The sequence below is a fragment of the Roseateles sp. genome (assembly GCF_036486225.1).
Taxonomy (GTDB): Bacteria; Pseudomonadota; Gammaproteobacteria; order Burkholderiales; family Burkholderiaceae_C; genus Roseateles.
Map to the genome: position 1 here is coordinate 1 of NZ_DASVNZ010000288.1, position 22,850 is coordinate 22,850.

At 70.1% G+C, this 22,850-nt stretch carries 21 protein-coding genes; 7 read left to right on the forward strand and 14 right to left on the reverse strand.

Annotation, left to right across the window (positions count from 1 at the left end; all coding sequences use genetic code 11):
* Positions 1–183: 183 nt before the first annotated feature.
* Positions 184–369 (reverse strand): hypothetical protein, encoded by a 186-nt coding sequence (locus VF536_RS18725; RefSeq protein ID WP_331616373.1) that lies wholly within the window; start codon positions 367–369, stop codon positions 184–186.
* A 464-nt stretch (positions 370–833) separates the two neighbouring features.
* Here VF536_RS18725 and VF536_RS18730 point away from each other — a divergent pair, with 464 nt between their 5' ends.
* Positions 834–1,658, forward strand: a complete 825-nt coding sequence (locus tag VF536_RS18730; protein ID WP_331616374.1) for a lytic transglycosylase domain-containing protein — start codon at positions 834–836, stop codon at positions 1,656–1,658.
* A 94-nt stretch (positions 1,659–1,752) separates the two neighbouring features.
* Positions 1,753–2,451, forward strand: a complete 699-nt coding sequence (locus tag VF536_RS18735; protein WP_331616375.1) for a response regulator transcription factor — start codon at positions 1,753–1,755, stop codon at positions 2,449–2,451.
* A gap of 141 nt (positions 2,452–2,592) precedes the next feature.
* Here the strand turns inward: VF536_RS18735 and VF536_RS18740 are convergent, their stop codons facing one another.
* The 13 genes from VF536_RS18740 to VF536_RS18800 all read right to left on the reverse strand — a co-directional run bounded on the left by VF536_RS18740 (position 2,593) and on the right by VF536_RS18800 (position 17,497).
* Positions 2,593–4,080, reverse strand: a complete 1,488-nt coding sequence (locus tag VF536_RS18740) for a hypothetical protein (protein ID WP_331616377.1) — start codon at positions 4,078–4,080, stop codon at positions 2,593–2,595.
* A 135-nt stretch (positions 4,081–4,215) separates the two neighbouring features.
* Positions 4,216–6,762, reverse strand: coding sequence for an ATP-binding protein (locus tag VF536_RS18745; RefSeq protein WP_331616378.1), 2,547 nt, complete (start codon positions 6,760–6,762; stop codon positions 4,216–4,218).
* 396 nt (positions 6,763–7,158) lie between these two features.
* Positions 7,159–8,058 (reverse strand): SET domain-containing protein, encoded by a 900-nt coding sequence (locus tag VF536_RS18750; RefSeq protein WP_331616379.1) that lies wholly within the window; start codon positions 8,056–8,058, stop codon positions 7,159–7,161.
* A 253-nt stretch (positions 8,059–8,311) separates the two neighbouring features.
* Positions 8,312–9,583, reverse strand: coding sequence for an ABC transporter substrate-binding protein (locus VF536_RS18755; RefSeq protein ID WP_414710409.1), 1,272 nt, complete (start codon positions 9,581–9,583; stop codon positions 8,312–8,314).
* Between the two features lie 21 nt (positions 9,584–9,604).
* On the reverse strand, positions 9,605–10,528 hold the full coding sequence (locus VF536_RS18760; protein ID WP_331616395.1) for a carbohydrate kinase: 924 nt from the start codon (positions 10,526–10,528) through the stop codon (positions 9,605–9,607).
* Positions 10,529–10,556: 28 nt separating this feature from the next.
* Entirely contained in the window at positions 10,557–11,834 is a 1,278-nt protein-coding gene (locus VF536_RS18765) for an AGE family epimerase/isomerase (RefSeq protein WP_331616380.1), read from the reverse strand.
* Between the two features lie 26 nt (positions 11,835–11,860).
* Positions 11,861–12,850, reverse strand: coding sequence for a LacI family DNA-binding transcriptional regulator (locus tag VF536_RS18770; protein ID WP_331616381.1), 990 nt, complete (start codon positions 12,848–12,850; stop codon positions 11,861–11,863).
* 112 nt (positions 12,851–12,962) lie between these two features.
* Positions 12,963–13,364 (reverse strand): hypothetical protein, encoded by a 402-nt coding sequence (locus VF536_RS18775; protein WP_331616382.1) that lies wholly within the window; start codon positions 13,362–13,364, stop codon positions 12,963–12,965.
* A gap of 82 nt (positions 13,365–13,446) precedes the next feature.
* Positions 13,447–14,226 carry a DeoR/GlpR family DNA-binding transcription regulator gene (locus VF536_RS18780; protein ID WP_331616383.1) on the reverse strand — a complete coding sequence of 260 codons (780 nt, stop codon included), beginning with the start codon at positions 14,224–14,226 and terminating at the stop codon, positions 13,447–13,449.
* 55 nt (positions 14,227–14,281) lie between these two features.
* Positions 14,282–14,449, reverse strand: a complete 168-nt coding sequence (locus tag VF536_RS18785) for a hypothetical protein (RefSeq protein ID WP_331616384.1) — start codon at positions 14,447–14,449, stop codon at positions 14,282–14,284.
* 132 nt (positions 14,450–14,581) lie between these two features.
* Positions 14,582–15,058 carry a hypothetical protein gene (locus VF536_RS18790; protein ID WP_331616385.1) on the reverse strand — a complete coding sequence of 159 codons (477 nt, stop codon included), beginning with the start codon at positions 15,056–15,058 and terminating at the stop codon, positions 14,582–14,584.
* Positions 15,059–15,211: 153 nt separating this feature from the next.
* Positions 15,212–16,216, reverse strand: coding sequence for a tripartite tricarboxylate transporter substrate binding protein (locus VF536_RS18795; protein WP_331616386.1), 1,005 nt, complete (start codon positions 16,214–16,216; stop codon positions 15,212–15,214).
* 207 nt (positions 16,217–16,423) lie between these two features.
* Complete coding sequence (locus VF536_RS18800) at positions 16,424–17,497, reverse strand: tartrate dehydrogenase (RefSeq protein ID WP_331616387.1); 1,074 nt, start codon at positions 17,495–17,497, stop codon at positions 16,424–16,426.
* A 134-nt stretch (positions 17,498–17,631) separates the two neighbouring features.
* On the opposite strand from VF536_RS18800, the gene VF536_RS18805 reads away from it, so the two are divergent.
* The 5 genes from VF536_RS18805 to VF536_RS18825 form a co-directional block, all read left to right on the forward strand.
* Positions 17,632–18,579, forward strand: coding sequence for a LysR substrate-binding domain-containing protein (locus VF536_RS18805; RefSeq protein WP_331616388.1), 948 nt, complete (start codon positions 17,632–17,634; stop codon positions 18,577–18,579).
* Positions 18,580–18,669: 90 nt separating this feature from the next.
* The gene (locus VF536_RS18810; RefSeq protein WP_331616390.1) at positions 18,670–19,083 is read left to right on the forward strand and encodes a hypothetical protein; all 414 of its coding nucleotides are present in this window, start codon (positions 18,670–18,672) and stop codon (positions 19,081–19,083) included.
* Positions 19,084–19,198: 115 nt separating this feature from the next.
* Complete coding sequence (locus tag VF536_RS18815) at positions 19,199–21,391, forward strand: TonB-dependent receptor (RefSeq protein WP_331616391.1); 2,193 nt, start codon at positions 19,199–19,201, stop codon at positions 21,389–21,391.
* Positions 21,391–22,191, forward strand: a complete 801-nt coding sequence (locus tag VF536_RS18820) for an ABC transporter ATP-binding protein (RefSeq protein ID WP_331616392.1) — start codon at positions 21,391–21,393, stop codon at positions 22,189–22,191. The genes VF536_RS18815 and VF536_RS18820 overlap by 1 nt, the downstream gene beginning before the upstream one ends.
* On the forward strand, positions 22,188–22,850 hold a 663-nt coding region (locus tag VF536_RS18825; RefSeq protein ID WP_331616393.1), incomplete at its 3' end, for an ABC transporter permease. The genes VF536_RS18820 and VF536_RS18825, both read left to right, overlap by 4 nt.

Below are 22,850 nucleotides of genomic sequence, written 5' to 3' on the forward strand. Positions count from 1 at the left end.
CGATCGGACTCGCGCCCGATCCCGTGGCCGCGCTGGCCGCCGGCTCGCCGGCGCGCGCCGACCAGCTGAGCGGCGCAGCCGCGCAGAGCATCAGCGCCACCGGCAGACGACCGACGCACAACGCGCGGCCAGGAGAACGAAGACGTCGGGTCATGAGGATCACGGTGCGGACGCTGGGGTGGCTTACTCGTCGTCCTGCATCGAGGCCTTGATCTGGTCCGCCATCTTGGTCATGGACTGGCTCAAGGCACGCTGGTTCTGCTGCGCGCTCATCATGAAACGCTGCGCCATCAGCCCTTCGAGGGACTCCTCCTTCGCGGGAGCGGCAGCCGGGGTCGACGGGGCGCTGGTGGAAACAGGAGAGGTCATGTTCAGGACTCCGTTGATGCGATGGAGCGGAACATAGGGACCGGCTGCCGGGCAGCCACGAGGCCATGCGAAGACGCTGTGTGGCATGCGAAGGTGGTGGTACTTCCACCGCCGCTGGCCCTCACCCCCGCCCTCTCCCGCAAGCGGGAGAGGGCGTCCGACCGGCTCTGCTCGCAGCACCGACTCCTCTTTTCCCCTCTCCCGCCTGCGCGGCAGATGAAGTGACACGGTGCTTATTGCCCCCTCTCCCGCTTGCGGGAGAGGGCGGGGGTGAGGGCCAGCGGCCTCGGCAGTCAGTTCTGCTGTCGACATCCGCGTGCAATCCATCGAGGTCCGCGTTGGATAACGACAACTACCTCCGAAGAGGAGCATTCGTTCAGTCGTCTCGCGCTTCGCATCGCGAGGCACCACCGCCGTCGTGAAGACCCAGCATCGCGCCCTCGCAGTCTTCGATGGAGCGCCACATGAACGATCGTTCGTTCGTTTCCCTCTTCCGCCAGCTCGCCGTGACGACGCTCGTCGTCCACGCCGCTGGCGCGACAGACGCGACTGCGCAATCGATCGGTGCGACCAGCGTGGCCAGCGCCGCCAGCTTCAGCGCCGCGAACGAGCGCCCCACCGAACAGGTGACCCGCTATCGCTGTACCTTGATCGACGGCAGCACACGGCTGCTGATCGAGGATCCGCGCGAACGCCATCCCGGGCTCGCCGACGACTGCACGCTGGTGCGCGTCGCCGTGGCGCCGCTGCGCCCCGGCAGCGCTGACGACAGCCCGCCGTGGGTCGGTTTCGCCGCCCGTCTGATCCAAGGGCCCGCCGGCATGGCCGGCGCCCTGCCCGATCTGAGCGCCTTCCTTCGCGACGCCGCACGGCCCATGCCCGCGGAGATGGCCTCGATGGTGCGCGCCGCCAGCAACCGCCATCGGCTGGACCCGGCCCTGGTATCGGCGCTGATCTTCGTCGAGTCGCGCTACCGCGCCGACGCCCGCTCGCCCAAGGGCGCGATGGGCCTGATGCAGCTGATGCCCGCGACGGCCGCGCGTTACGGCGTGTACACGCGCGCGGACCTGCTGGACCCGCGCGTGAACGTGGACATCGGCGTGCGCCATCTGCGCGCGTTGCACGACCGCTATGACGGCCGCGTGGACCTGATCCTGGCGGCCTACAACGCCGGCGAAGGCGCGGTCGAGCGCTTCGGCCAGCGCGTGCCGCCCTTCCCCGAAACCGAAGACTACGTTCGTCGGATCACGACGCTGGTTGGCATGCCTGAAACCGCTTTCACCCCCTGAACGAGGGGGCATAAATGAAAATGAATGTTCCGTAAAGGACATGAAACGCCGGCGTTGGCGACAGTGCGCAGGTCATCCGGTTTTCAAGGTCCACGTGAAAGTCGCCACCCTCTGCCCTTCCCGCTCGCTGGAACACTTCGCGGCCGCTGCGCTGCGCGATGCCGGCTACGACCCCGCCCCCCACACGCACCTGAGCACGTTGATATCGGCGTTGCGCACGCCCGGCGCCGACGCGGTGCTGCTGGAGGACCACGACACCCACATCGACGGCTGGCTGGCCGCGTTGCGCCTGCACGCCGGACGCAGCGTGCCCATCGTCGTGCTCGGACTGGGCGACTCGGTGGGCATCTCGCGGGCGCTGCAACGCGGCGCGGATGACTACGCCGTCATCTCCGACGGCGCGGGTCCGCTGATCCATCGGCTGCGCGCGCGCATCCAGACACGCACGGACGGGGTGCGCGCGACGTCGCTGCGCGCGGGGCCCTATGCGCTGAATGCGTCGACGCAGAGCCTGTCCACCGGCGCGCGCGAGGTCAGCCTGACGGCGCGCGAATTCGCGCTGGCCTGGACGCTGTTCGAGAACCTGGGGCGCGTGGTCAGCATGCAGACGCTGTCGACGGAGATCTGGGGACGCTCGAGCGACATCGGCAAGCGCACGCTGGAGCAGCACGTGTACAAGCTGCGGCTCAAGCTGAATCCGGGCGGGCCGCGTTCGCGGTCGCGCACGATGGACGGGACACCGGTGCCGCGCATCCAGACGGTGTACGGCGTGGGATATCGGCTCGACGTCTGAAAGAAGAACACGCACTGCGGTCCTGCCGCGGCCGCTGACCCTCACCCCTTCCCTCTCCCGCAAGCGGGAGAGGGAGCAACGTCTACCGCTGCATGCGTTTGACACGGTTGCTCTCCCGCAAGCGGAAGAGTCAGCCACTCATCAGGGCTGCGCGCCTTGCGCCGCGGCGCGTTGCGCGGCATTGCGGCTGCGCACCGTGTCGTTGAGCTGATACGACGCGACGGTCAGCGCGAGCAGCGCGCCGCCGACCAGCCCCGCAACGGCCGCATGCACGCCCGCCTGCGCCGCCTGGCGCTCATTGGCGCTGACGCCGGGCTGGCTCAGCGTCGACTGCAGCGCCTGCACCACGCCCAGCGCGATCAACCCCGGCACCATCGTGTTGAACACGCGCGTGTCGGCGCGTTCGGCCTGGCGGCCGAGCTCGTTGCGGGTGAACGGGTTGCGCAGGTCCGTGTGGAGATGGCGCACATGCGACGGATCGGTCTGCTGCATGCGCCGCGCGGACGCGGTGTCCACCAGGTGATCCTCGACCGACGACGTGAGCATGTTGCCCACGCCCGCGATGGCGCCCGCGCCGATGGCCAGGCCGCGCGCGGCCTGCCACGCGGGCTGACCACCCAGCGCGCGCTGCATCAGCAGCTGCGTGCCCATGTCGATGACCCCGGCGGCGAGACCGAAGGTGCCGCGCATCGTCAGGGTGACATCGGCGGGACGCAGGTTCCGTCCCTCGGGCGGTTGCGGGACGTTGCGGTCGCCGTTGCCGACGTGCACCGTGTTGATCGCGGGACGGAGCGCCTCGCGGAACTGCGCCTGCAGGTGCGCGACCACCTGGATGGCCGCCGCCGCTTGCGCGACGCCGGTCAGGGCCGGGTTGCTGCGCGCGGCGATCGTCAGCGCCAGCGCGGCGAAGTCGCCGCCAGCGATGCCGGCCGACTGCACGCCCTGCCACAGGCGACGCGGCAGGCTGTTGTCGCGCTGCGCGGCATCGCCTGAGAACGCCTGGTTGGCGACCTGCGCGCTGCTTTCGCTGTGGATCTGCGACACGATGCGCCGCCCCAGCGAGTAGGCCGTCAACGCGGTCTGCGCCGCCAGCGCGGCGTCCGGATGCGAGGCCACCGCCCGCGCGAGCTCCGGCGCGATGACGCCCTGCACCACCGTACGCACGCCCGCCACCGGCAGCGCGTGGCGCACGTTCTGCATCAGGAAGAACGAGGCCGCGCCGGCCTCGCGCGGCGCATGACCGTGATCGGTCGTCGCCGATGTCGCTGACGTGGCTGACGTCGTCGTCGGGGCCGGCGACGAACTCCGTGTGGACGGGATCACCGGCGGGGTGGCGTCACCGTTGGCCACGGCGGGTCGACGCAACTGGTCGAGGGAACGTCGCGGCGCCATTGCCGTCTCCGGATTGCGCGCAGGACCGGGCCCGGGATCGGAATTCCGCCGCGCATGGAGACCGCCGAGTTCAGCGGACAAGCGCCGGGGCGGCGTGGCCTCGCCGCGAAGCGACGCCGGCGAGCCGGGCGATGCCGGCGTCGTGGGGGTCGGCGCGCGGTCGAGCCGGTCGAGTTCGATGGCGCCGGTGTTCATGGTGAGCGGCGGCAAGCCGGCCGGCGGCGTGGTGATCGTCATGGGAGCGGTCCTGCAATGTGCAGCAGCCACTCTCGACAGCCCGCGTGACCCTCGCGTGACGCCCGGGCCGGTACGGGCATGGTCCCCGCGCGATCGCTTCGCGCGGCAGCGAGCCGCTTCGCCCCTCAGTGGCCGTCAGTCTCCCATCGAGGCGGCGATGCCCGCCGTCCAGGCCAAGGCGGCGGCCATCGCGCGCGGCTCATCCCAGCGGTGGCCCTCTTCCTGCAGCCGCGCCATCGAGAACCCGTCCAGCCGCGTGCGCATCCGCTGCACCAGACTGCCCCACGGCGGCAGGGGATCCGCACGGATCGGCGAGTACGCCTGGCCCGCGTACCCGGTCAGGCGCGCCGCGTCCTGATCACGGCCTTCCTCGAACGCCAGCCAGGCGAAGACAGGCAGCAGTCGATCGAAGGCCTCGTGCTGGGCGTCGTGCGGATGCTCAGGATGGCGCTCGCGGGACGACCGCGGCGAGACGATGCCCGTCAGCACGTCGCGTGCCTCCTCGGCCCGTCCTTCGGCCAGCAGCACGGCGGCCAGGCAGCCGAGCACGCGCTGCAGGAACTCGCCGTTGGCCGTGTTGACGCCGCTCGCGCGGCTGGCGGCATCCTCCCACTGGCGCACCAGCGCCGCGGATCGCAGCGGTTCGCCATGCCCGACCTGCAGGTTCATGAGCCGATGCAGGTCGTCCAGCACCCAGCGCGACGCGCCGACCTCCTGCGCCAGCTGCAAGGACGCGCACATCGCCTCGTCGGCCTCGGCCGCCTGGCCTTCGACGCGCCACACGTGCGCCCGCGCCGCGAGCCCCCACAGCTTGAGACGCGCCGCATGCGCGCCTTCGCAGCGGCCCGCGAGCGCCACCAGCTCGCCCATCGCGTAACGCATCGCGGCCTGGCTCAGCTCGCGGTCCTCGACGACCTGCCGGCACAGCGCCAGATAACGCAGCGCCGGATCGTCCGCCGTGCGCGACACCGTCACCCCGCGCCGGTACCAGATCGCCGCACGCTTGGGATCGTGCGGCGCGAGCAGCCCAGCGTGATCGATGCAGTAACGCGCCAGCACCGCCGGCGGCAGCTCGGCCGGCAGCTCGGCCTCGTAGGCGGCATGACGCCACGCCGACTCCGGCACCAGCGACAGCAGCTCGAACAGCGCGCGCGAATGCGCGAGCAGCCCCAGCCCCCGCACCGGCTCGTGCTCCAGGCACCAGTCGAGCGCGGCGCGCACGTTGCCGAGCTCGGGCGAGAACTCCGCGATCCAGCGCGCGTCCGGCATCATCTGCAGCGCCCGCTCGGCGCGATCGAACAGTTGGCTCATCGCGCGCGCATGCTGGCGCCGCGCGATGTCGACCTCGCCGGTCTCTTCCAGCAGCAGCAGCCCGTAGGCGCGGATACCGTCGAGCAGCCGGTAGCGCGGGCGGTCTTCCGCGTCGACCTGCACCAGCGAATGGTCCACCAGTCCCTCGAGCGCCTCCGCCACGGTCCAGGCGTCGAGCTGCCGGTCCGACAGCGCGGCCGTCGCCATCTCCAGCGTGAAGCCGCCCTCGAACGGTTCCAGCCGGCGCAGCACGAGCTGCTCGACGTCGTCCAGCAGCGCCATGCTTGCATCCATGCAGACGCGCAGCGACTGATGGCGGCGCGGCCCCGCCTGCGTGCCGCGCGTCAGCAGGCGGTAGCGGTCGCTGAGGCGTTCGCAGAGTTGATCGATGCCGAACATCGCCAGCCGGCCCGCCGCCAGCTGCAGCGCCAGCGGCACGCCGTCCAGCCGGCGGCACAGCGCCGTCACCTGCGCCACGTTGTGCACGCCGAGCGCGAAGGGCTGCCCCTGCGCCCGCACCTGATCAACGAACAGCGCGACGCTGCCGTGCATCAGCGATTCGTCCACGCCCGCGCCGGCCGGAGGCACCGACAGCGGCGGCGTGCGCAGCACCCGCTCGCCCGGCACACGCAGCACCTTGCGGCTGGTGACCATGAGCGCCACGTCCTCGGTGTTCTCGAGCACCGCGTGACAGAAGGTCGCGGCGCGCGCGCCGGCGATCTCCGCGTTGTCCAGCACCAGCAGCAGCGACATCGGCCGCAGCAGCGCCAGCAAGGTCGGCAGGTCCGTCCCCGGATCCAGTCCCAGCGCGGCCGCCACGGCCGGCAGCGGATCGGAAGGATCGTCCCCGTTCAGCAGATCCACCCACACCGCGCCGTCGCGCGCGGCCTGGCGGCGTTCATGCGCGCAGGCCAGCGCGAGCGTCGACTTGCCGACACCCGGTGCACCGACCACGGTGACCAGTCGATGACGCACCAGACGGCTCAACAGCGCCTGCAGATCGGCGCCGCGGCCGTGCATCGCCACCGGCGCCGACGGCAGCGCGCGCGGGCGCAGGACGGGGGATGGGGGCTCGACCGCCCGGTCGGTCGGCTCGTCGGACGTGTCCTCGTCGTGCCGCATCGGCAATGCAAATCGATAGCCCTGCCCGGCCACCGTGGCGATGGCTTCGCGGCCCAGCGTGCGGCGCAACGCCGACACATGCACAGCCGCGTTGTTCTCTTCCACGGCCTGACCGGGCCAGACCCGATTCAACAGCTCGTTCTTGGACACCACCGCGCCGCGATGCGCGACCAGCACGCCGAGCAGATCCAGCTGCCGGCCGCTGAGCGGCACGGGCACGCCCTCCGACAGGAGGACGCGCGAGGCCATGTCAAGCACGAACCCTTCGAAGCGAAAACGACTCGTCACTTCAGCTTGCCCTTCATGGCTGTCACCGACGGCAGGACCCTGCACGCCGTACGCCATCGCACCCCTCAGATCCTCGCCGTTTGCGAGGAAGGGGTCACGAAAGTGGGCGCGAGTTTAAGGGTGCGTCATGACAACGTCCAGGGAACTTGGGACGTTCCCGAAGGGGGTCAGGACTTGACAGCGCTGACTGTCGCGCACATGTCGGCGGCATGACGATCGAGGCCGTGAAAGGCGTGCGGATTCCCGCACAGCTGTCAGCAGGATGTCAGAGCGCTGGGCCGCAGAAGGCCCGGGATGTGCGTGTTCATGGGGCATCCGCGCGACCGGGTGCGCGGGCGTGGTGCAACTTTGGTCATGTCAGCGGACGCCGCCGAGGTCGTAGTTCCAACGCAACTCATGGCCCGCGGGAATGTCCACCGATGCGCGGAACGCGTGGATGCGCGCGGTCCAGTCATGGCGCAGCCGCACGCGGAAGGACTCGCCGCGCACGTTGTAGCCGGCGACCGGATGACCGTCGGGCCGGCCTTCGGCGTCGAAGAGAAACAAGGTGTTCATCAGCGACAGCAGGTTCTCGCCGTTCACGGCCACCGAGCCGATCGGATCGGAGGCCGACATCAGGTAGCGGTCGTCGTCGAGCAGGAAGAGATCGACGTCGTCGAGCAACTGGCCGCCGTAGACGCCGAGGCAGGTGCCGGCCGCGATGTCGTGACGTGCGAACAGCCCGCGTTGACCGATGAGCGCGGCCTCCTGCGGCGAGCGCAGATCGGCGGCTGTCATGAGACGCGGTTCCAGCCATCGCAGCGCCTGTTCGGCGCGGGCGCGTCGACTGACGCGTGCATCGGTGTAGGGCTCGACGTCGGCGAACGCCTCGATGCGGTCGAGCACGTCGACGACGTGGACCACGCCGTGGTCGGCATCGCGGAACGGCGGATCGCCGGCGTGCTCGGCGGCGTACTCGCGCCGTGCCACGCGGTCGCGATGGCGCAGGCGCACCTGCGCGAGCAGCGCCAGCCAGCGTTCGGTGCCGTAGGACATCAGCGCGAGCTGGCGCGCACGCTCTTCGGTCGACGCGTTCTCGTCGTCCTTCGGCATCAACGCGAGCACCCGGTGCTGCGAGTCCAGCACATGGGTCATGTGCGCGCGACGGCGGCGCGGCGAATCGGGCATGGTGTCGATGCGCCGGTAGCCGTCCCACAGCCAGCGGTCCACGTCCGCGCGGTCGTGGGACCGGACCGTATCGATGAGCGCCTCGTCCATGGAGCCTCCGCAAGATGGAGCGATGAGTCTCGTCCTGCGGGCAACGAGGGCTCACTCGAAGGCGAAGCAAACGCCGTGTCTCCGAAGCCTGCACGCGGGCTCTCACGCATGAATCCCGCACGCCCAAGGCCCGAGGTCAGCGGAGGCTGGTGGGGCCGGAATGGGGCTGGGGGTTCGCGGACGCGATGCCCCCTGCCCCGTGGAGTGCCCGCGCTCGACCGCTCGGGGTCGAGGGCTCTCACTCAACGCGCCCTCACTGCGTCTTCGCCGCCGTCACCAGTCGATCCATCGCCTGCGCCGGGGTGATCGAGTCGCTGTTCCAGAACTGGCTGACGACGTCTTTCAACGCGCCTTCCGCGGAGGCACGCACGGCCATGCCGTGCGCGATCGACGGCAGCAGCGTATTGGCCTTGCCCGCTTCGGCGAAGTCCGCGGCCGAGGCCTTGGCGCAGTCGTCGTACTTGGCGAGGCTGACGCCCTTGCGCACCGGGATCGAGCCCTTCTCGAGGTTGAAGGACTCCTGCACCGCCGGCGACAGGATGGCCGAGGCCATGTCGCGCTGCGCCTGCTGGTTGGCCTCGCCCTTGACCTTGAACATCGCGAACGAGTCGACGTTGAAGGTGTAGGACTTGGCCGTGCCCGGCGCGGGCACGCACAGGAAGTCCTTGCCCGCGGTCTTGCCGGCGGCCAGGAACTCGCCCTTGGCCCAGTCGCCCATGATCTGCATGGCCGCCTCGCCCTTCATGACCATCGCGGTCGCGAGGTTCCAGTCGCGGCCCGGCGCGTTGCGGTCGGTGTAGGCCTTCAGGCGGCGGAAGGTCGTCAGCGACTTCTCCATCGTCGGGCTCTTCAGGCTCGCGGGGTCGAGCTGGATCAGCGCCTTGCGGTAGAACTCCGGCCCGCCGGTGCCCAGCACCACGGTCTCGAAGGTGGTGAAGTCCTGCCACGACTGGCCGCCGTGCGCCAGCGGCGTCACGCCGGCCTTCTTCAGCGCGTCGGCCGCGACGAAGAACTCGTCCCAGGTCGTCGGCGGCTTGACGCCGGCCTTGCGCATCACCTCGGGGTTGATCCACAACCAGTTGACCCGGTGCACGTTGACCGGCACCGCGATGTAATGGCCCTTGTACTTGACGATGTTGCTGATCACCGGCAGCAGCAGCTCGTCCCAGTGGTCGGCCTTGGCGACGTCGTCGATGTTGGCGAGCATGCCCTCGGCCGCCCAGTCCTGCAGCAGCGGGCCCTTGATCTGCGCGGCCGTGGGCGCGTTGCCCGAGATGGCGCGCGACTTCAGCACCGTCATCGCCGCGTCGCCGGCGCCGCCGGCCACGGCGAAGTCCTTCCACTTGTGGCCCTTGGCCTGCAACTGGTCCTTCAGGCCGGAGATGGCCTTGGCCTCGCCGCCGCTGGTCCACCAGTGCAGGACTTCCAGGTCGCCGGCGTGGGCCGGCACGGCCATGGCGCCCAGGGTCGCGACCGCGGCCGCGATCAGGCTGCGGCGGGTCCAGGTGTGTGTCGTCTTGGTCATCGTTTGTCTCCTCTTATGGTCTCAGGGGGTGGTGGATTCGAGTTGATCGAACAGGCGCCGCACGGTCGCCGCCTCGGGCGGCGTGGCACCGCGCTGCAGGCAGGCGGCCGACCCCGCCGCGAGTGCCGCGTGCAGGTGCGCGCGCAGCGGGCGCTCCGGATATCGGTGCAGGCTGTGCAGCAGCCCCGCGACCGCGGCATCACCGGCGCCCACGGTGTCGGCGACCGTGACCGCGGGGGCGCGCGCCATGCAGGCCGCGTCGCCGCGCGACAGGTAGGCCACGCCTCCACCGCGCGTCAGCAGGTAGAGCGCGTCCGGATTGAGCGCGCGCAACCGGGTCATCGCTTCATCGAGTTCGAGCCCGGGGAACAGGCCGCGCAGGTCGTCGTCGGAGACCTTGATCACATCGGCCAGCGCGCACATCCGGCGCAGCGTCGGCCCGTAGCCCTGCGCCATCAGGTTGCGGAAGTTGGGGTCGTAGCTGATGGCCACGCCCTGCCCCTTCAGGCGCTCGGCCAGCGCGACGAGCCGCGAGGCCAGCGGCTCGCGCGCCAGGCTGATGCCGCCGAAGTGCGCACGGTGCGCTTCGCCGGACCATCCGGCCGGCAGCGCGTCCGGATCGAAGTGCAGGTCGGCGCTGTCGCCGCCGACGAAGAAGTAGCGCGGCGGCTCGCCCTGTTCGACGATCGCCAGCAGCGGCGCGCGATCCACCTGCTGTAGCAGCCGTGTGTCGAGCTCGACCGCTGCGCTCGCCCGGACCAGCTCGTCGCCGAACAGGTCGCGGCTCACCGCCCCTGCGAAAGCCGTGCGTGCGCCCAGTGCCGCCAGCGCGCGCGCCACGTTCCAGGTCGACCCACCGACACGGCTGATCCATTGATCGGGCGCCTGCTGCAGCATGTCGGTCAGCGCCTCGCCGATGCACAGCAGCTCGGGGGCGTCGGGCATCGCTTCAGGGAGCGCTTCGGGAGTCGTCTCACGCATCCCGGGCTCCTTGATCGGTCCCCCGCACGCCGACGCCGTCCAGCACGTCGACGATGTCGTAGCACGCGCCCATCGTGTGGTAGTCGACCTTGCCCGCCGGGCTCTTCTCGTCGCTGTACTTGCGGTTCTCGCCGTCGAGGATGCGATACCACGCGCCGTGCGTGTGGTCGACGAAGTGCGTCCAGCTGTAGGCCCACAGGCGCTGGTACCAGTCCCAGTAGACCGCGTCGCCGGTGCGTGCGGCCAGGCGGGCCGCAGCGGCGGCGCTCTCGGCCTGGACCCAGAAGTACTTGTCCGGGTCGCAGACGCTCAGGTCCGGCGCCAGCGAGTAGCACAGGCCGCCGTGGTCGGCGTCCCAGCCGCGCCGCGCGGCCACGAGGAACAGCTTGGTCGCGGTCGGCAGCACCCAGCCCAGGTCCTGGTCCAGGTGTTGGCCGCGGGCCTCGAGCTGCAGCAGCAGCTTGGTCCACTCGGTGAAGTGGCCCGGCTGGTAGCCCCAGGGACGGAAGAGATTGGCCGGATCGTCGCGGTTGTACAGCCAGTCCGGCTGCCAGTGCGCGTCGTAGTGTTCCCAGATCAGGCCGCCGCAGCGCTCGGCCTGGCGACGGGTGATGTGCTGCGCCAGCAGCGCGGCGCGCTCCAGGTAGCGCCGCTCGCCCGTCGCGTCGAAGGCGGCCAGCAGCGCCTCGCACGCATGCATGTTGGCGTTCTGGCCGCGGTACGGCGACAGCACGTGCCACTGCGGGCTCGCTTCGTCAGCGTAGAGGCCCGCCGCTTCATCCCAGAACCGTTCCTCCATCAGCGCGAAGGTCTCGGCGATCCACGGCCGGACCTCCTCCACGCCGGCCATCGCCGCATGCGCATAGGCCAGCAGCACGAAGGCCAGACCGTAGGCATGACGGGTGCCGTCCAGCACCTGCGCCTTGCCGTTCCGCCAGTCCAGCAGCCAGGCGTAACCGCGCAGTGCGTCGTCGAAATGCGCCTCGCGCAGGAAACGCACGCCGTGCCGAACGCCTTCGAGGTAGGCCGCGTCGCCGAAGCGCCGATAGGCCATCGCATAGGTGAACACGTAGCGCGTGCTGCTGACCAGGTGGCGCTGATGCGCGTCGTAGACGCTGCCGTCGTCCTTGAAGAAGTGGAAGAAGCCGCCGCTCGGGTCGATGCAGCGCGGGTGGTAGAAGTCCATCGTGTGCCGCGCGTGGGCCAGCAGCACCTCGCGGGAACGGAAGTCGGGCAGATCGCGGTTCACTGAAGATGGGGTCTCTGTCATGCGATGAGGGGATGGGGAGATGGGGGTCAGTCGTTGCTGCTGGTGCTGTCGCGCACGATCAGTTCCACCGGCAGCGTGAGTTCGAGGGGCTCGTCCGCCGGCGTGCCGAGCAGCAGCTCGACGCCCTTGGCGCCGAGCGACTCCTTGTCGACGCGGACCGTGCTCAGCGGCGGATGGGCGACGGAGGCGCCGCCGATGTCGTCGAAACCGACCACGGCGATGTCTTCGGGGATGCGAAGCCCGTCGTTGAGGCACTGGCGCATGGCCACCAGCGCCGCGCTGTCGTTGAAGCAGACGACCGCGTCGGGCCGCTTGCGGCGCTCCAGCAGCACGCGCATCGCGGCGATGACGCCGGCCTCGCCGTCGCCGAGCTGCGGCGCGATGACCTCGAGGTCGGGATCGGCCTGCACCTGCGCCTCGAACAGCGCGCGCCGGTAGCCGCGGGCGCGCTGCTCCAGGCTGTAGTGCGCCGGCGATCCGGAGATCAGCCCGATCGTGCGCCGCCCGCTGCGCAGCAGGTGGCTGGTCGCGAGGAAGCTGCCGTGCTGGTGGTCGGGGTTGACCGAGGTCATCCCCCGGCGATGCATGTCCACGAGCACGGTCGGCTTGCCGCTGCGCTTGAGGGCGTCGAGGACCTCGGGCTCGAAGTAGCCCACGCACAGGAAGGCATCCAGCTGGTGGCCGCGGGTCTGCTCCACGATGGGCTGCCCCGGTCCCGCGACGATGAAGGACAACGACAGGCCTTCACGCCGGCAGACCTGCTCGGCGCCGTGCAGCACGGCGGAGAAGAACGGGCTGGACGCCAGCGTGTTGTGCTGGCTGTGCAGCAGGAAGCCGATGCGGCGGATCCTGTTCTTGCGCAGCTGCGTGAAGTCGTAGCCCAGCCGGAGTGCGGTGTCGCGGACGACCTGGCGGGTCTCCTCCGACAGGCCGGACTGGTTGCGGAGACCGCGCGACACGGTGCCGATGGACAGGCCAGCGGCCTTGGCGATATCGCGGATGGTGATGCTGCTCATGGGTTGCGGCGATTCTTGAAGGGCCCTTTTCAGGGGTCAACGAAGTCGCGCAAGTTTCCCAAGTGTTTAGGGCTTCCCGCTAAACACCGCCGCCAAGTCCTTGAGGTCGTGTTCAGCGCCCCCGTGCCGGCGCCTCCAGCACATAGGGCCACGCCACCACGACGGCGACCGCCATCGGCGCGACGACCAGCGCGGCCGCCAGCGGCGGCTCGAATCCCACGGCCAGCAGCAACGTCGTCACCAGCACGCCACCCGCGCCCGCGAGGCCGGAGGTCGCGGCCATGCCGGGTCTCCAGGGCGGAGGACCCGATGCCTCAAGCTCGCGCCCGCCCGCCCGCACCGCGCCCTGCAGAACACGGGCGCAGACGCCGAACACGCAGCCCGCTCCCGTTCCCGCCAGCAACGCCAACGCGGTACCGAGCAGCTCCGGCAGATCCAGTCCGACGCGATGCGCCAGGCTCGGCATCAGCGCCGCGACGCAGGTGATCCCGCAACTGGCCACCATGACGGCCATACACACAGTCAGGCGCACGGTCAGACGCGTCTCCGGCCCGTCTGCGGCGTGTTCCTGGAAGGGCCTGCCGTCGTCCAAGGCTTCATCCCGCCGGATCGACCGAGACGACCTCGGCCCCGCTCCGGCGCAGCGCCTTCATCACGCTTGCGCCGACATCGCGCTCGATGACGAAGGTGTGCAGCGCCTCGAGACCTGCTACGCGATGCGCCGCCGTGGCCTGCAGCTTGTCGCTGGTGATCAGGCCGACGACGTGGCGGCTGCGCTCGATGAGCGTGCGCTTGAAGGCGGCCTCGCGGAAGTGCGTCGTGAGGATGCCGTCGCTCATCGACAGCGCGCACACGCCCACGAAGCCGCGATCGATGCGCAGGCGCGACAGGCTGTCCACCGCGGCCGCGTCGACGCAGCCGCCCAGGTGCGGATCGACCTCGCCGCCGATCATCAGCAGGCGCAGGTCCTGGCGCCGCAGCACCGCGGCGGCGACGTCGACCGCGTTGGTCGCCACGGTCAGGTCCGCGTCCTCGGGCAGGAACTCGACCAGCGCGAGGTTGGTGCTGCCGGTGTCGAGGAACACCAGCTCGCCCGCTTGAACGGTGGCGGCGCCGGCCCGCGCCAGGGCGGACTTGCGATCCGGCGCCTCCTTCATCCGCGCGGCGAGCGGCCGGTCGTTCGCCGCGATCGGCACCGCGCCGCCGTAGACGCGGCGGCACAGGCCGTCCGCGGCCAGCGCGCGGAGGTCGCGTCGGATGGCGTCCTCGGACAGCTTGAATTCGAGCGCGAGGTCGGCCGCCACCACGGCCTGCCCGGCGGAAAGCCGTGCCGCGATGACGTGGCGACGGGCGTGAGGAAGATCGGCAAGCGACATGGCGTCCCAGGAAGGTGAGACGCGATTTTGCACGTTTTCAATCGTTCATGCACATTCATGCACGATGATCGATATCCGATTTCGGAAAATCCGGGAGGCCGTCGCAGTGATGCAGCACGTGCCGATGGAATTGGTCGTGGAGGTTCATGGCGCTGCTGCCGGGGATGCCCGCGAAGGGGTGCCCGACGCCGAGACCCTGCATGCCGGGAAGCAGGCCGCGCATGCCTACCACGGGATCGCCGGCCGGCGGCCGATGACGACGTCGCTGCCGACGTCGCTGCCGACGTCGCTGCCGGTGTCGCTGCCGTCGATGGCGTCGCAGGGCTCCAGGAGGGGATCGATGAGGAGGCGTGGGTCAGGCGCATCGCACGCTCCGGCTGGAGCGCAGCAGCAGCGCGGCGGTGCCGGCGCCCGGCGAGCGCTCGCCGAGGGCGTCGAACCGAACGACCGCCGCCAGGTCCATCAGGGCCTCGATGCGGCCGGCAAGAACCTCCGCTTCCTCGTCCAGAGAGAGCTCGCGGATCAGCACGAACTGGCGGCGCTGTCCGTCCGCCGCGATCACGGCGCCGTCCAGCGCCGACCGGTCGGCATTGAAACGCAGCAGTCGCAGGGCCAGCGCGCCGCCGGCATCGTCCTGGGGCACGGGCATCACCCGTGCGACGATCGTCACGCCGTCTCCGGCGTCCGACAGCTCGACGACGAGCTGGACGGTTTCCCCGGCATCGACGAGGAGGAGCAGCCCGTCGCGGGCCTCGAGCGGGGTGGCGGTGCGCCGCGACAGCGCGGCGATGAGTTGGTTGAAGCGCCCGGCGCTTGTCGACGGATCGATCATGGCGAGACCACAAGGTTGAAAGCCATGTCAGTCGACAACCCGTCCGGCGTGTTCGCCGGTTTTCCCTCCCCCATTCTTGCGTTTCAGACCTCTCGCTTCATCGTTCGCGTGTCATGCCTCCAGCGTGGTTCCTGGCGTGTCACTCCCGGCCTGTCATTCGATCTGGACGTTCGCTTCCTTGACCAGCTTCGCGAACTTGCCCGTCTCGTTGCGGATCTGGGACGCCAGTTGTTCGCTGGTGCCGCCGGTGGTCTCGGCGCCGATCTCCTCCATGCGCTTGCGGAACTCCGGCGCCTGCAGGACCTTGACCATTTCAGTGTTCAGCTTGATGACGATGTCCTTGGGCGTGGCCGCCGGCGCGAGCACGCCGAACCAGGTGCCGATGTCAAAGCCCTTCAGCCCGGCCTCTTCAAGTGTGGGCACGTCGGGCAGCGCGCTGGAGCGCCTGGCCGTGGTCACCGCGAGCGCGCGCAGCTTGCCGGCCTTGATGTGCGGCAGCACCGGCGTGACCGTGTCGAAGGACATCTGGATCTGCCCGCCCAGCAGATCCGTCGCCAGCGGTCCGCTGCCCTTGTAGGGCACGTGTAGCATCGTCGTGCCGGTGAGGTTCTGGAACTGCGTGCCGATCAGGTGCTGCGCCGTGCCGTTGCCGTTGGAGCCGTAGGTCCACTCGCCGGGTTTGGCCTTGAGCTGGGCGATCAGTTCCTGCACCGTCTTCGCGGAGGTCTGGCTCGCGTTGACGACCAGCACGTTGGGCACCAGCGCGATGCTGGTGATGGGGACGAAGTCCTTCTGGAAGTCGTAGGGCAGCTTCTTGTAGACGCTGCTGGCGATGGTGTGATGGACCGCGCCGATCAGCAGCGTGTAGCCGTCGGGCTTGGACTTGGCGACGTAGTCCGCGCCCAGCGTCGCGCCGGCGCCGGGCCGGCTCTCGACGATCACCGGCTGGCCCAGGCTCTGCTGGAGCTTCTCGGCCAGCGCGCGGGCGAGCACGTCGGTCGTGCCGCCGGCGGGGAACGGCACGATCAGGGTGATGGGCTTGGCGGGCCAGGGTTGGGCGAGCGCCGGTGGCGCGATGCCGAGCGCACCGGTGGCCGCGGCGATCGCGGAGGCTGCGATCAGCAGCCGACGGCGGGAGGAGGTCGGAACGAGGGTCATGGTTTGTCTCCTGGTCGATGGCTCTGACGGCCATTCGAAGGGTGGTACTGCGTGAGACCGCAGCCCTCACCCCCGCCCTCTCCCGCAAGCGGGAGAGGGAGTGAGAATGCACCGAGCCATTCGACTCAGGAGCACTGGGGTGGCCCCCTCTCCCGCACTGCGGGAGAGGGCGGGGGTGAGGGCCAGCGGCGGTGAAAGTAAGGAGCGTCAGCGGGGTTGGCGAAGCGCCGCCACGACGGCGGCGGTGACGTCGGTGGTTTTCGCCTTGCCGCCGAGGTCGCCGGTGTGCAACGAGGGATTCGCGGTGACGGCTTCGATCGCGCGCATCAGGCGCGCGGCGGCCTCCTGCTCACCGAGGTGCTCCAACAGCATCACCGCGGACCAGAAGGTGCCGACCGGATTCGCCAGACCCTTGCCCATGATGTCGAAGGCCGATCCGTGGATGGGCTCGAACATCGACGGATAACGGCGTTCCGGATCGATGTTGCCGGTCGGTGCGATGCCCAGGCTGCCGGCCAGCGCAGCCGCCAGATCGCTCAGGATGTCCGCATGCAGGTTGGTCGCGACGATGGTGTCCAGCGTCGCCGGCTTGTTGACCATGCGGGCGGTCGCGGCATCGACGAGCTCCTTCCCCCAGGTGACGTCGGGGAAGTCGGTCGCGACCTGCGCAGCGATCTCGTCCCACATCACCATCGCATGACGCTGCGCGTTGCTCTTGGTGATCACCGTCAGCAGCTTGCGCGGCCGCGACTGCGCGAGCTTGAACGCATAACGCATGATCCGCTCCACGCCGGTGCGGGTCATGATGGACACGTCGGTCGCCGCCTCGATCGGATGGCCCTGGTGGACGCGGCCGCCGACACCGGCATATTCACCCTCCGAGTTCTCGCGCACGATGACCCAGTCCAGGTCCTTCGGCCCGCAGCGCTTGAGCGGCGCATCGATGCCAGGCAGCACTCGCGTCGGGCGCACGTTGGCGTACTGGTCGAAGCCCTGGCAGATCTTCAGCCGCAGGCCCCACAGCGTGATGTGGTCGGGGATGTCGGGATCGCCGGCGGAGCCGAACAGGATCGCGTCCTTGTCGCGCAGCGCGTTGAGCCCATCGGCCGGCATCATCTCGCCGTGCGCGCGGTACCAGTCGCCGCCCCAGCCGAAGTCCTCGAACTCGAAACGGAAGCGGTCGCTCGTCGCGGCCAGCGCCTCGAGGACCTCGCGGCCTGCGGGGATCACTTCCTTGCCGATGCCGTCGCCGGGGATGGTGGCGATGCGATAGGTCTTCATGAGGGTCTGTCTCCAGGTGATGTCAGGGGATATCGAGAAAATTCCTGTCCCGACTCTAGGAGCGCCCTGCCCTGCGGATCGCGGCTAAAGTCAATCCGTCTTCAACCTGGATTCAACAATCCGCAGGGTTTCCCATGGCTTCAAGAACCTCGCAGCGCGCCGCCGCCGCCGACGCGATCGCGCCGGCCGACCTGGGTTTCTTCTCCGCGCTCTGCAGCGCCGGCAGCCTGAGCGCCGCGGCGCGCGAGCTCGGCATCACGACGGCGGCGGTCAGCAAGCACCTGACGCAGATGGAGGGCCGCCTGGGCACGGCGCTGCTGAGCCGCACCACGCGCCGGATGAGCCTGACGCAGGAAGGCGAGCTCTACCTGGAGCACGCGCGGCGGATCCTGGCGTCCATCGACGATCTGCAGGAGGTGATGAGCGCGAGCGGCGGCACGGCGAGCGGCCTGCTGCGCGTGAACGCGACGCTGGGCTTCGGGCGCACGCACATTGCGCCACTGATCTCCAGCTTCGTGCGCCAGCATCCGAAGCTGCAGGTGCAGCTGCAGCTGTCGGTCAATCCGCCGCCGCTGCACGAGGACGCCTTCGACGTCTGCATCCGCTTCGGCCCGCCGCCGGATGCGCGGGTCATCGCACGGCGCATCGCGGCGAACCGCCGCCTGCTGTGCGCGTCGCCGGCCTATCTGAACGCGCACGGCACGCCGAAGACGCCGGCGGAACTGGTCCGTCACGACTGCATCGGCATCCGTCAGGGCGAGGAGGCGTACGGGCTGTGGCGGCTGTCGTCCAAGCGCGGCCGCAAGACGCTCACCGAAGCGGTGAAGACACGCGGCGCGTTGACGACCAACGACGGGGAGATCGCGGTGAACTGGGCGCTCGACGGGCACGGCATCCTGATGCGCGCGGAATGGGACATCGCGCGTTACCTCGCGACCGGGCGGCTGGTCCAGGTCCTGCCGGAGTGGGAGACGCCCGACGCGGACATCTATGCGGTGTATCCGCAGCGGGTCCAGGGCACCGCGCGGGTGAGGCAGTTCGTGGAACACCTGGCGCGCGGCCTGGGGCTGGGCGCCCGCTGAGCCGGCGGCGCATGACGCATGACCAACGGGGCGTCATGAAGACCGGTGCACAATGCCGGCCGCGCGTTTCAACGCCCCTCCTCCGCACCTATGCCTCGTTTCAACCGGTCCCTCACGCTGTGGACGTTCGCCCTGCTGGTGGCGAGCGTGCTGCTGGCATGGCCGTTGCACGAGGCGTTGCACGTGAGCCAGCCGATCGCCGCGCTGGGCGGCGTGTCGGCTTCCGCGCTGGATGAGCCAGCCACCGTCGATGCGCTGGTCAGCGCATCGGCCCTGGACGATCACGGCGATGCCGACGGTGTCGACGGCGCGGGTGCCGGCGAGGCCAAGGGCGGCGGCTGCGCGTGGTGCCTGTTCCACGCGCAGCTCTTCGCCGCATCGGACACGCCGCTGATCTTCAGCTTCCACGCGGAGGCTTCTCCGCCCCCGATCGCGCCTCCCAGTGGCTTGCCCACCGGGCGCTGCGCACTCGCTGCGAATCCACGAGGGCCGCCCCGGGCCTGATCCCGTCCTCTCCAGGACGTCCGATCCCTCCACGTCTGCACGGCTTCATCCGCACCTCCGGTGCCGGGTGACGGCCGCGCTTGGCGTCGACCGTTCTCCTTTCCCGGGCTCTCTCATGTATTCGAACCGTTCCACGTCCGTCTCCTCCCTTTCTCCACGCTTCGCGCCGACTCCCCTCGCCCTCCTGCTCGCGCTGGCCTTCGCGGTCGACATCGCGCACGCGGATGCACCCGAACCCAGCGCTGACGTTGCCGCCGATGCTCAAGCCTTGCGCCGCGTCGAGGTCTCCGGCAAGTCCGCCTCGACGATCCGCCAACCGGGCGACCGCAACGAGCTGTCGCTCAAGCCGACCGCCCTGCCCGGCGCCGTGCAGCACCTGAGCGAGGAAGACATCGCTGCGACCAACATCGGCCGCGACATCTCCAACGTCTTCCGCCGCGTGCCCGGTGTCCTGGCCAACAACATCGACCAGGGCGAAACCGGCAACGGCTTTCGCATGCGCGGCTTCGCGACGCAGGGCACCCACGGCGCCGACACCGCCGTCTACGTCGACGGCGTGCCGCAGAACGTCCCGTCCAGCCAGGGCGGCGCGGGCCACGGCCCGGTGTTCCTCGAATGGCTGGTCGGCGACCTGATCGGCGGCATCGACGTCGTCAAGGGACCGATCTCGGCGCTGTACGGCGACCAGAACCGCGCCGGCGCGGTGGACATCCGCACCCGCGACGGCGGCGCCGCGACGCCGTCCAGCCTCGGCGTGAGCGTCGAGCGTTACGGCCTGCGCCGCGCCACCCTCGTGCTCTCCAGCACCTTCGGCGGGGCCTCCGACAACGCATCCGGCAGCGCTTTCCTCGGCGGAATGCCGAAGATCGATTCGCTGCTCGTCGCCGACCTCTACCGCAACGATGGCTACCGCCGCGACTCCCGCACCGACCGGGACACGGTGTTCTGGAAACTCGGCACCCGCATCGGCGATGCCCGGTACAGCCTGCGCTTCACCCGCTACGTCGCCGACTTCGCCGCGGCCGGTTACCTACTACTGCCCGACCTGGAGAAAGGCCTCGACCCGCGCTCGACGCAGGCCAACACCCCGGGCTTCGGCAATGCGCGTCGCAGCTCGCTGGTCCTGAACCGCGCGCCGGCCGAGGGCGACGCCGGCTGGTACGGCACGGCCTACGCGGAGCGCTTCGACCGCACGCGCGGCATCACCTCGAACGCCACGACGCACATCGTCGGCGTCGACCACCGCAACATCTTCGGCGGCCGCCTCCTGCAGAACTTCCGCCTCGGCGAGGACGCCGCGATCGCGATCGGCGCCGAAGCGCGCGCCGACCGGGGCGACGCTTCGCGCCGGATCTTCGTCAACCGCCTGCCGACGGCCAACTACGTCAATGCGCAAGATCTGGACCTGCTCACCTACGGCGTCTTCGCCCAGGCGCAGTGGCGGCCCGTGCGGGACCTCAAGCTGAGCGCCGGCGCGCGCTACGACCGCTTCGACTACGACATCGACAACCTCAAGCTGCCGGCCGCAAGCACTGACTACCGCAAGGGCGTGCTGACGCCCAAGCTGGGCGCGTCGTGGTCGGTGCTGCCGGCGCTGGAGCTGTTCGCCAACGTCGCGCAGGGCATGCGCTCGCCAGCCGCCGAGCAGATCAGCAGCAGCGGCGCGACCGGTCCGCTGGGCGCGTCCGGCGGCGTGATCAGCCCGGTGGCGCCGAGCAAGGTCCGCTCCTACGACCTGGGTTTCACCACCGCGCCGCTGGCGGGATGGACCGCCTCCGGCACCGCGTACTACATCCAGAACGACGACGAGATCACCGGCCAGCCCGACGGCTCGTTCAAGTCGGTCGGCGACACGACCCGCCAGGGCGTCGAGCTGGAGACGCGCTGGCAGATCGCCGCGTCGACCAGCGTCTACGCCAGCCTGGGCCGCATCCTCGAGGCCAAGGTGAACAACCCCGCGGTCAACACCGGCGCGAAGCTGTCGGTGCCCGGTCGCCAGCTCAAGGGCGGCGTGCAGCACCGCTTCGCACTCGGCGCCGGCCGGATGACGCTGAACGCCGATGCCTACTACATCTCTGGCATCCCCTACTACGTCGGAACGCCCGCCACGCAGGAGCGCGAGATGCCCGTCTACACGCGCTACGACCTGCGCGCGACCTACGACTGGGCCTCGATGCAGGCGACGCTGTACGCGGTATTCCAGCCGCACCGCTACGGCACGGAGATCGCCTACGGCAGCGCCGCGGGCCTGATGCTCTCGCCGGTGCCGAGCAGCACCGTCGGCGCGTCGCTGAAGGTCTTCTTCTGATGAGCGCCGCATCCCTGACGAATGCGGGTCCGCTGCTCGAGGCCAGGCGCCTCGTGGTGCGCCGCGGCGAGCGCGTCACGCTCGATGCGCTCGACCTGAAGGTGCCGGCCGGCTGCGTCTACGCACTGCTGGGCGGCAACGGCGCGGGCAAGACCACGACGCTCAACGCGCTGCTCGGTTTCGTGCCGGCGGCGGCGGGTCAGGCGCTGGTCGACGGCATCGACGCCACGCGTGACCCGCAGGCGGCGCGCGCCCGGCTCGCCTACCTGCCGGAGAACGTCGCGCTCTACCCGTACCTCAGCGGCATCGAGAACCTGCAGTACTTCTGCACGCTCTCCGGGCTGCGCATCGCGTTCGGCCGCGCCTGTGATCTGCTCTCGGCGTCCGGCCTGCCGGCGCAGGCGCACTCGCAGCGCGTCGCCGCGTATTCGAAGGGGATGCGGCAGAAGGTCGGCCTCGCCATCGCGAAGGCGCGTCAGGCGCGCGCCATGCTGCTGGACGAGCCGACATCCGGCCTCGATCCGTCGGCGGCCAACGAGTTCGCGCGCGGCGTGCTCGACGCCCGCGACGCAGGCATGGCCGTCCTGATGGCGACCCACGATCTCTTCAACGCGTTGCAGGTCGCCGACCGCATCGGCATCCTGCGCGAGGGTCGCCTCGTCGCGGAGTTCGATGCGCGCGGCGTCGCGCACGACGAGCTGGAGCGCATCTACCTCGAACACGCGCGCGGTGAGGTGCGCGGCGACGTACGCGGCGACGTACGCGGAGAGGTAGGCAACACCGTGGAGTCCTCGTCATGATGGCCGCCCTCGTGATGAAGGAGACGCGCGCGCAACTGCGCGACGGTCGCTTGTGGGTGATGGGGACCACGCTGGTGCTGCTGTTCGCCGCGATGCTCGCGCTCGCGCAGCAGCGGCGCGAGAACGCCGAGCAGGAACGGCGCGAGGTGGAGACCGCCTCCCGCGCTCAATGGGACCACCAGGGCGACAAGCACCCGCACCGCGGCGCGCACTTCGGGCTTTATGCCTTCAAGCCGAGCTCGCCGCTGGCCGCGGTGGAACCCGGCATCGACGCGCAGGCGGGCCAGGCGTTGTGGCTGGAACCGCACAAGCGGAACATGGCAATGTTCGCGCCAGCGGCGGACGCGGCGCCATCGATCGGACTCGGTGAACTCACTCCCGCCTTCGTGTTGAGCGCACTGGTGCCGCTGCTGATCGCGGTGCTCGGCCACGGCGCGATCACGCGTGAGCGCGAATCCGGTACCTTGCGCATGCTGCAAGCCAGCGGCCTGCGCGCGCGGCCGATGATCGTGGGCAAGTGGCTCGGCCTGTGCACCGCCGTGTCGCTGGTGCTGCTGCCGGCGTTGCTGCCGGGCGCCTGGCTCGTCGTCGACCCGGTCGACCCGGCCGGTGCGATGGCGGCACTCGTGTTCGGCGCCTCGCTGCTGGCCTACTGCGCG

What these genes read in the sequence shown, in the direction of transcription:
- VF536_RS18725 (WP_331616373.1), bottom strand. Translation starts at nt 369, where the DNA reads ATGACCTCTCCTGTTTCCACCAGCGCCCCGTCGACCCCGGCTGCCGCT.
- VF536_RS18730 (WP_331616374.1), top strand. Translation starts at nt 834, where the DNA reads ATGAACGATCGTTCGTTCGTTTCCCTCTTCCGCCAGCTCGCCGTGACG.
- VF536_RS18740 (WP_331616377.1), bottom strand. Translation starts at nt 4,080, where the DNA reads ATGACGATCACCACGCCGCCGGCCGGCTTGCCGCCGCTCACCATGAAC.
- VF536_RS18745 (WP_331616378.1), bottom strand. Translation starts at nt 6,762, where the DNA reads ATGGCCTCGCGCGTCCTCCTGTCGGAGGGCGTGCCCGTGCCGCTCAGC.
- VF536_RS18750 (WP_331616379.1), bottom strand. Translation starts at nt 8,058, where the DNA reads ATGGACGAGGCGCTCATCGATACGGTCCGGTCCCACGACCGCGCGGAC.
- VF536_RS18755 (WP_414710409.1), bottom strand. Translation starts at nt 9,583, where the DNA reads ATGACCAAGACGACACACACCTGGACCCGCCGCAGCCTGATCGCGGCC.
- VF536_RS18760 (WP_331616395.1), bottom strand. Translation starts at nt 10,528, where the DNA reads ATGCCCGACGCCCCCGAGCTGCTGTGCATCGGCGAGGCGCTGACCGAC.
- VF536_RS18765 (WP_331616380.1), bottom strand. Translation starts at nt 11,834, where the DNA reads ATGACAGAGACCCCATCTTCAGTGAACCGCGATCTGCCCGACTTCCGT.
- VF536_RS18770 (WP_331616381.1), bottom strand. Translation starts at nt 12,850, where the DNA reads ATGAGCAGCATCACCATCCGCGATATCGCCAAGGCCGCTGGCCTGTCC.
- VF536_RS18775 (WP_331616382.1), bottom strand. Translation starts at nt 13,364, where the DNA reads ATGGCCGTCATGGTGGCCAGTTGCGGGATCACCTGCGTCGCGGCGCTG.
- VF536_RS18780 (WP_331616383.1), bottom strand. Translation starts at nt 14,226, where the DNA reads ATGTCGCTTGCCGATCTTCCTCACGCCCGTCGCCACGTCATCGCGGCA.
- VF536_RS18785 (WP_331616384.1), bottom strand. Translation starts at nt 14,449, where the DNA reads ATGCGCGGCCTGCTTCCCGGCATGCAGGGTCTCGGCGTCGGGCACCCC.
- VF536_RS18790 (WP_331616385.1), bottom strand. Translation starts at nt 15,058, where the DNA reads ATGATCGATCCGTCGACAAGCGCCGGGCGCTTCAACCAACTCATCGCC.
- VF536_RS18795 (WP_331616386.1), bottom strand. Translation starts at nt 16,216, where the DNA reads ATGACCCTCGTTCCGACCTCCTCCCGCCGTCGGCTGCTGATCGCAGCC.
- VF536_RS18800 (WP_331616387.1), bottom strand. Translation starts at nt 17,497, where the DNA reads ATGAAGACCTATCGCATCGCCACCATCCCCGGCGACGGCATCGGCAAG.
- VF536_RS18805 (WP_331616388.1), top strand. Translation starts at nt 17,632, where the DNA reads ATGGCTTCAAGAACCTCGCAGCGCGCCGCCGCCGCCGACGCGATCGCG.
- VF536_RS18810 (WP_331616390.1), top strand. Translation starts at nt 18,670, where the DNA reads ATGCCTCGTTTCAACCGGTCCCTCACGCTGTGGACGTTCGCCCTGCTG.
- VF536_RS18815 (WP_331616391.1), top strand. Translation starts at nt 19,199, where the DNA reads ATGTATTCGAACCGTTCCACGTCCGTCTCCTCCCTTTCTCCACGCTTC.
- VF536_RS18820 (WP_331616392.1), top strand. Translation starts at nt 21,391, where the DNA reads ATGAGCGCCGCATCCCTGACGAATGCGGGTCCGCTGCTCGAGGCCAGG.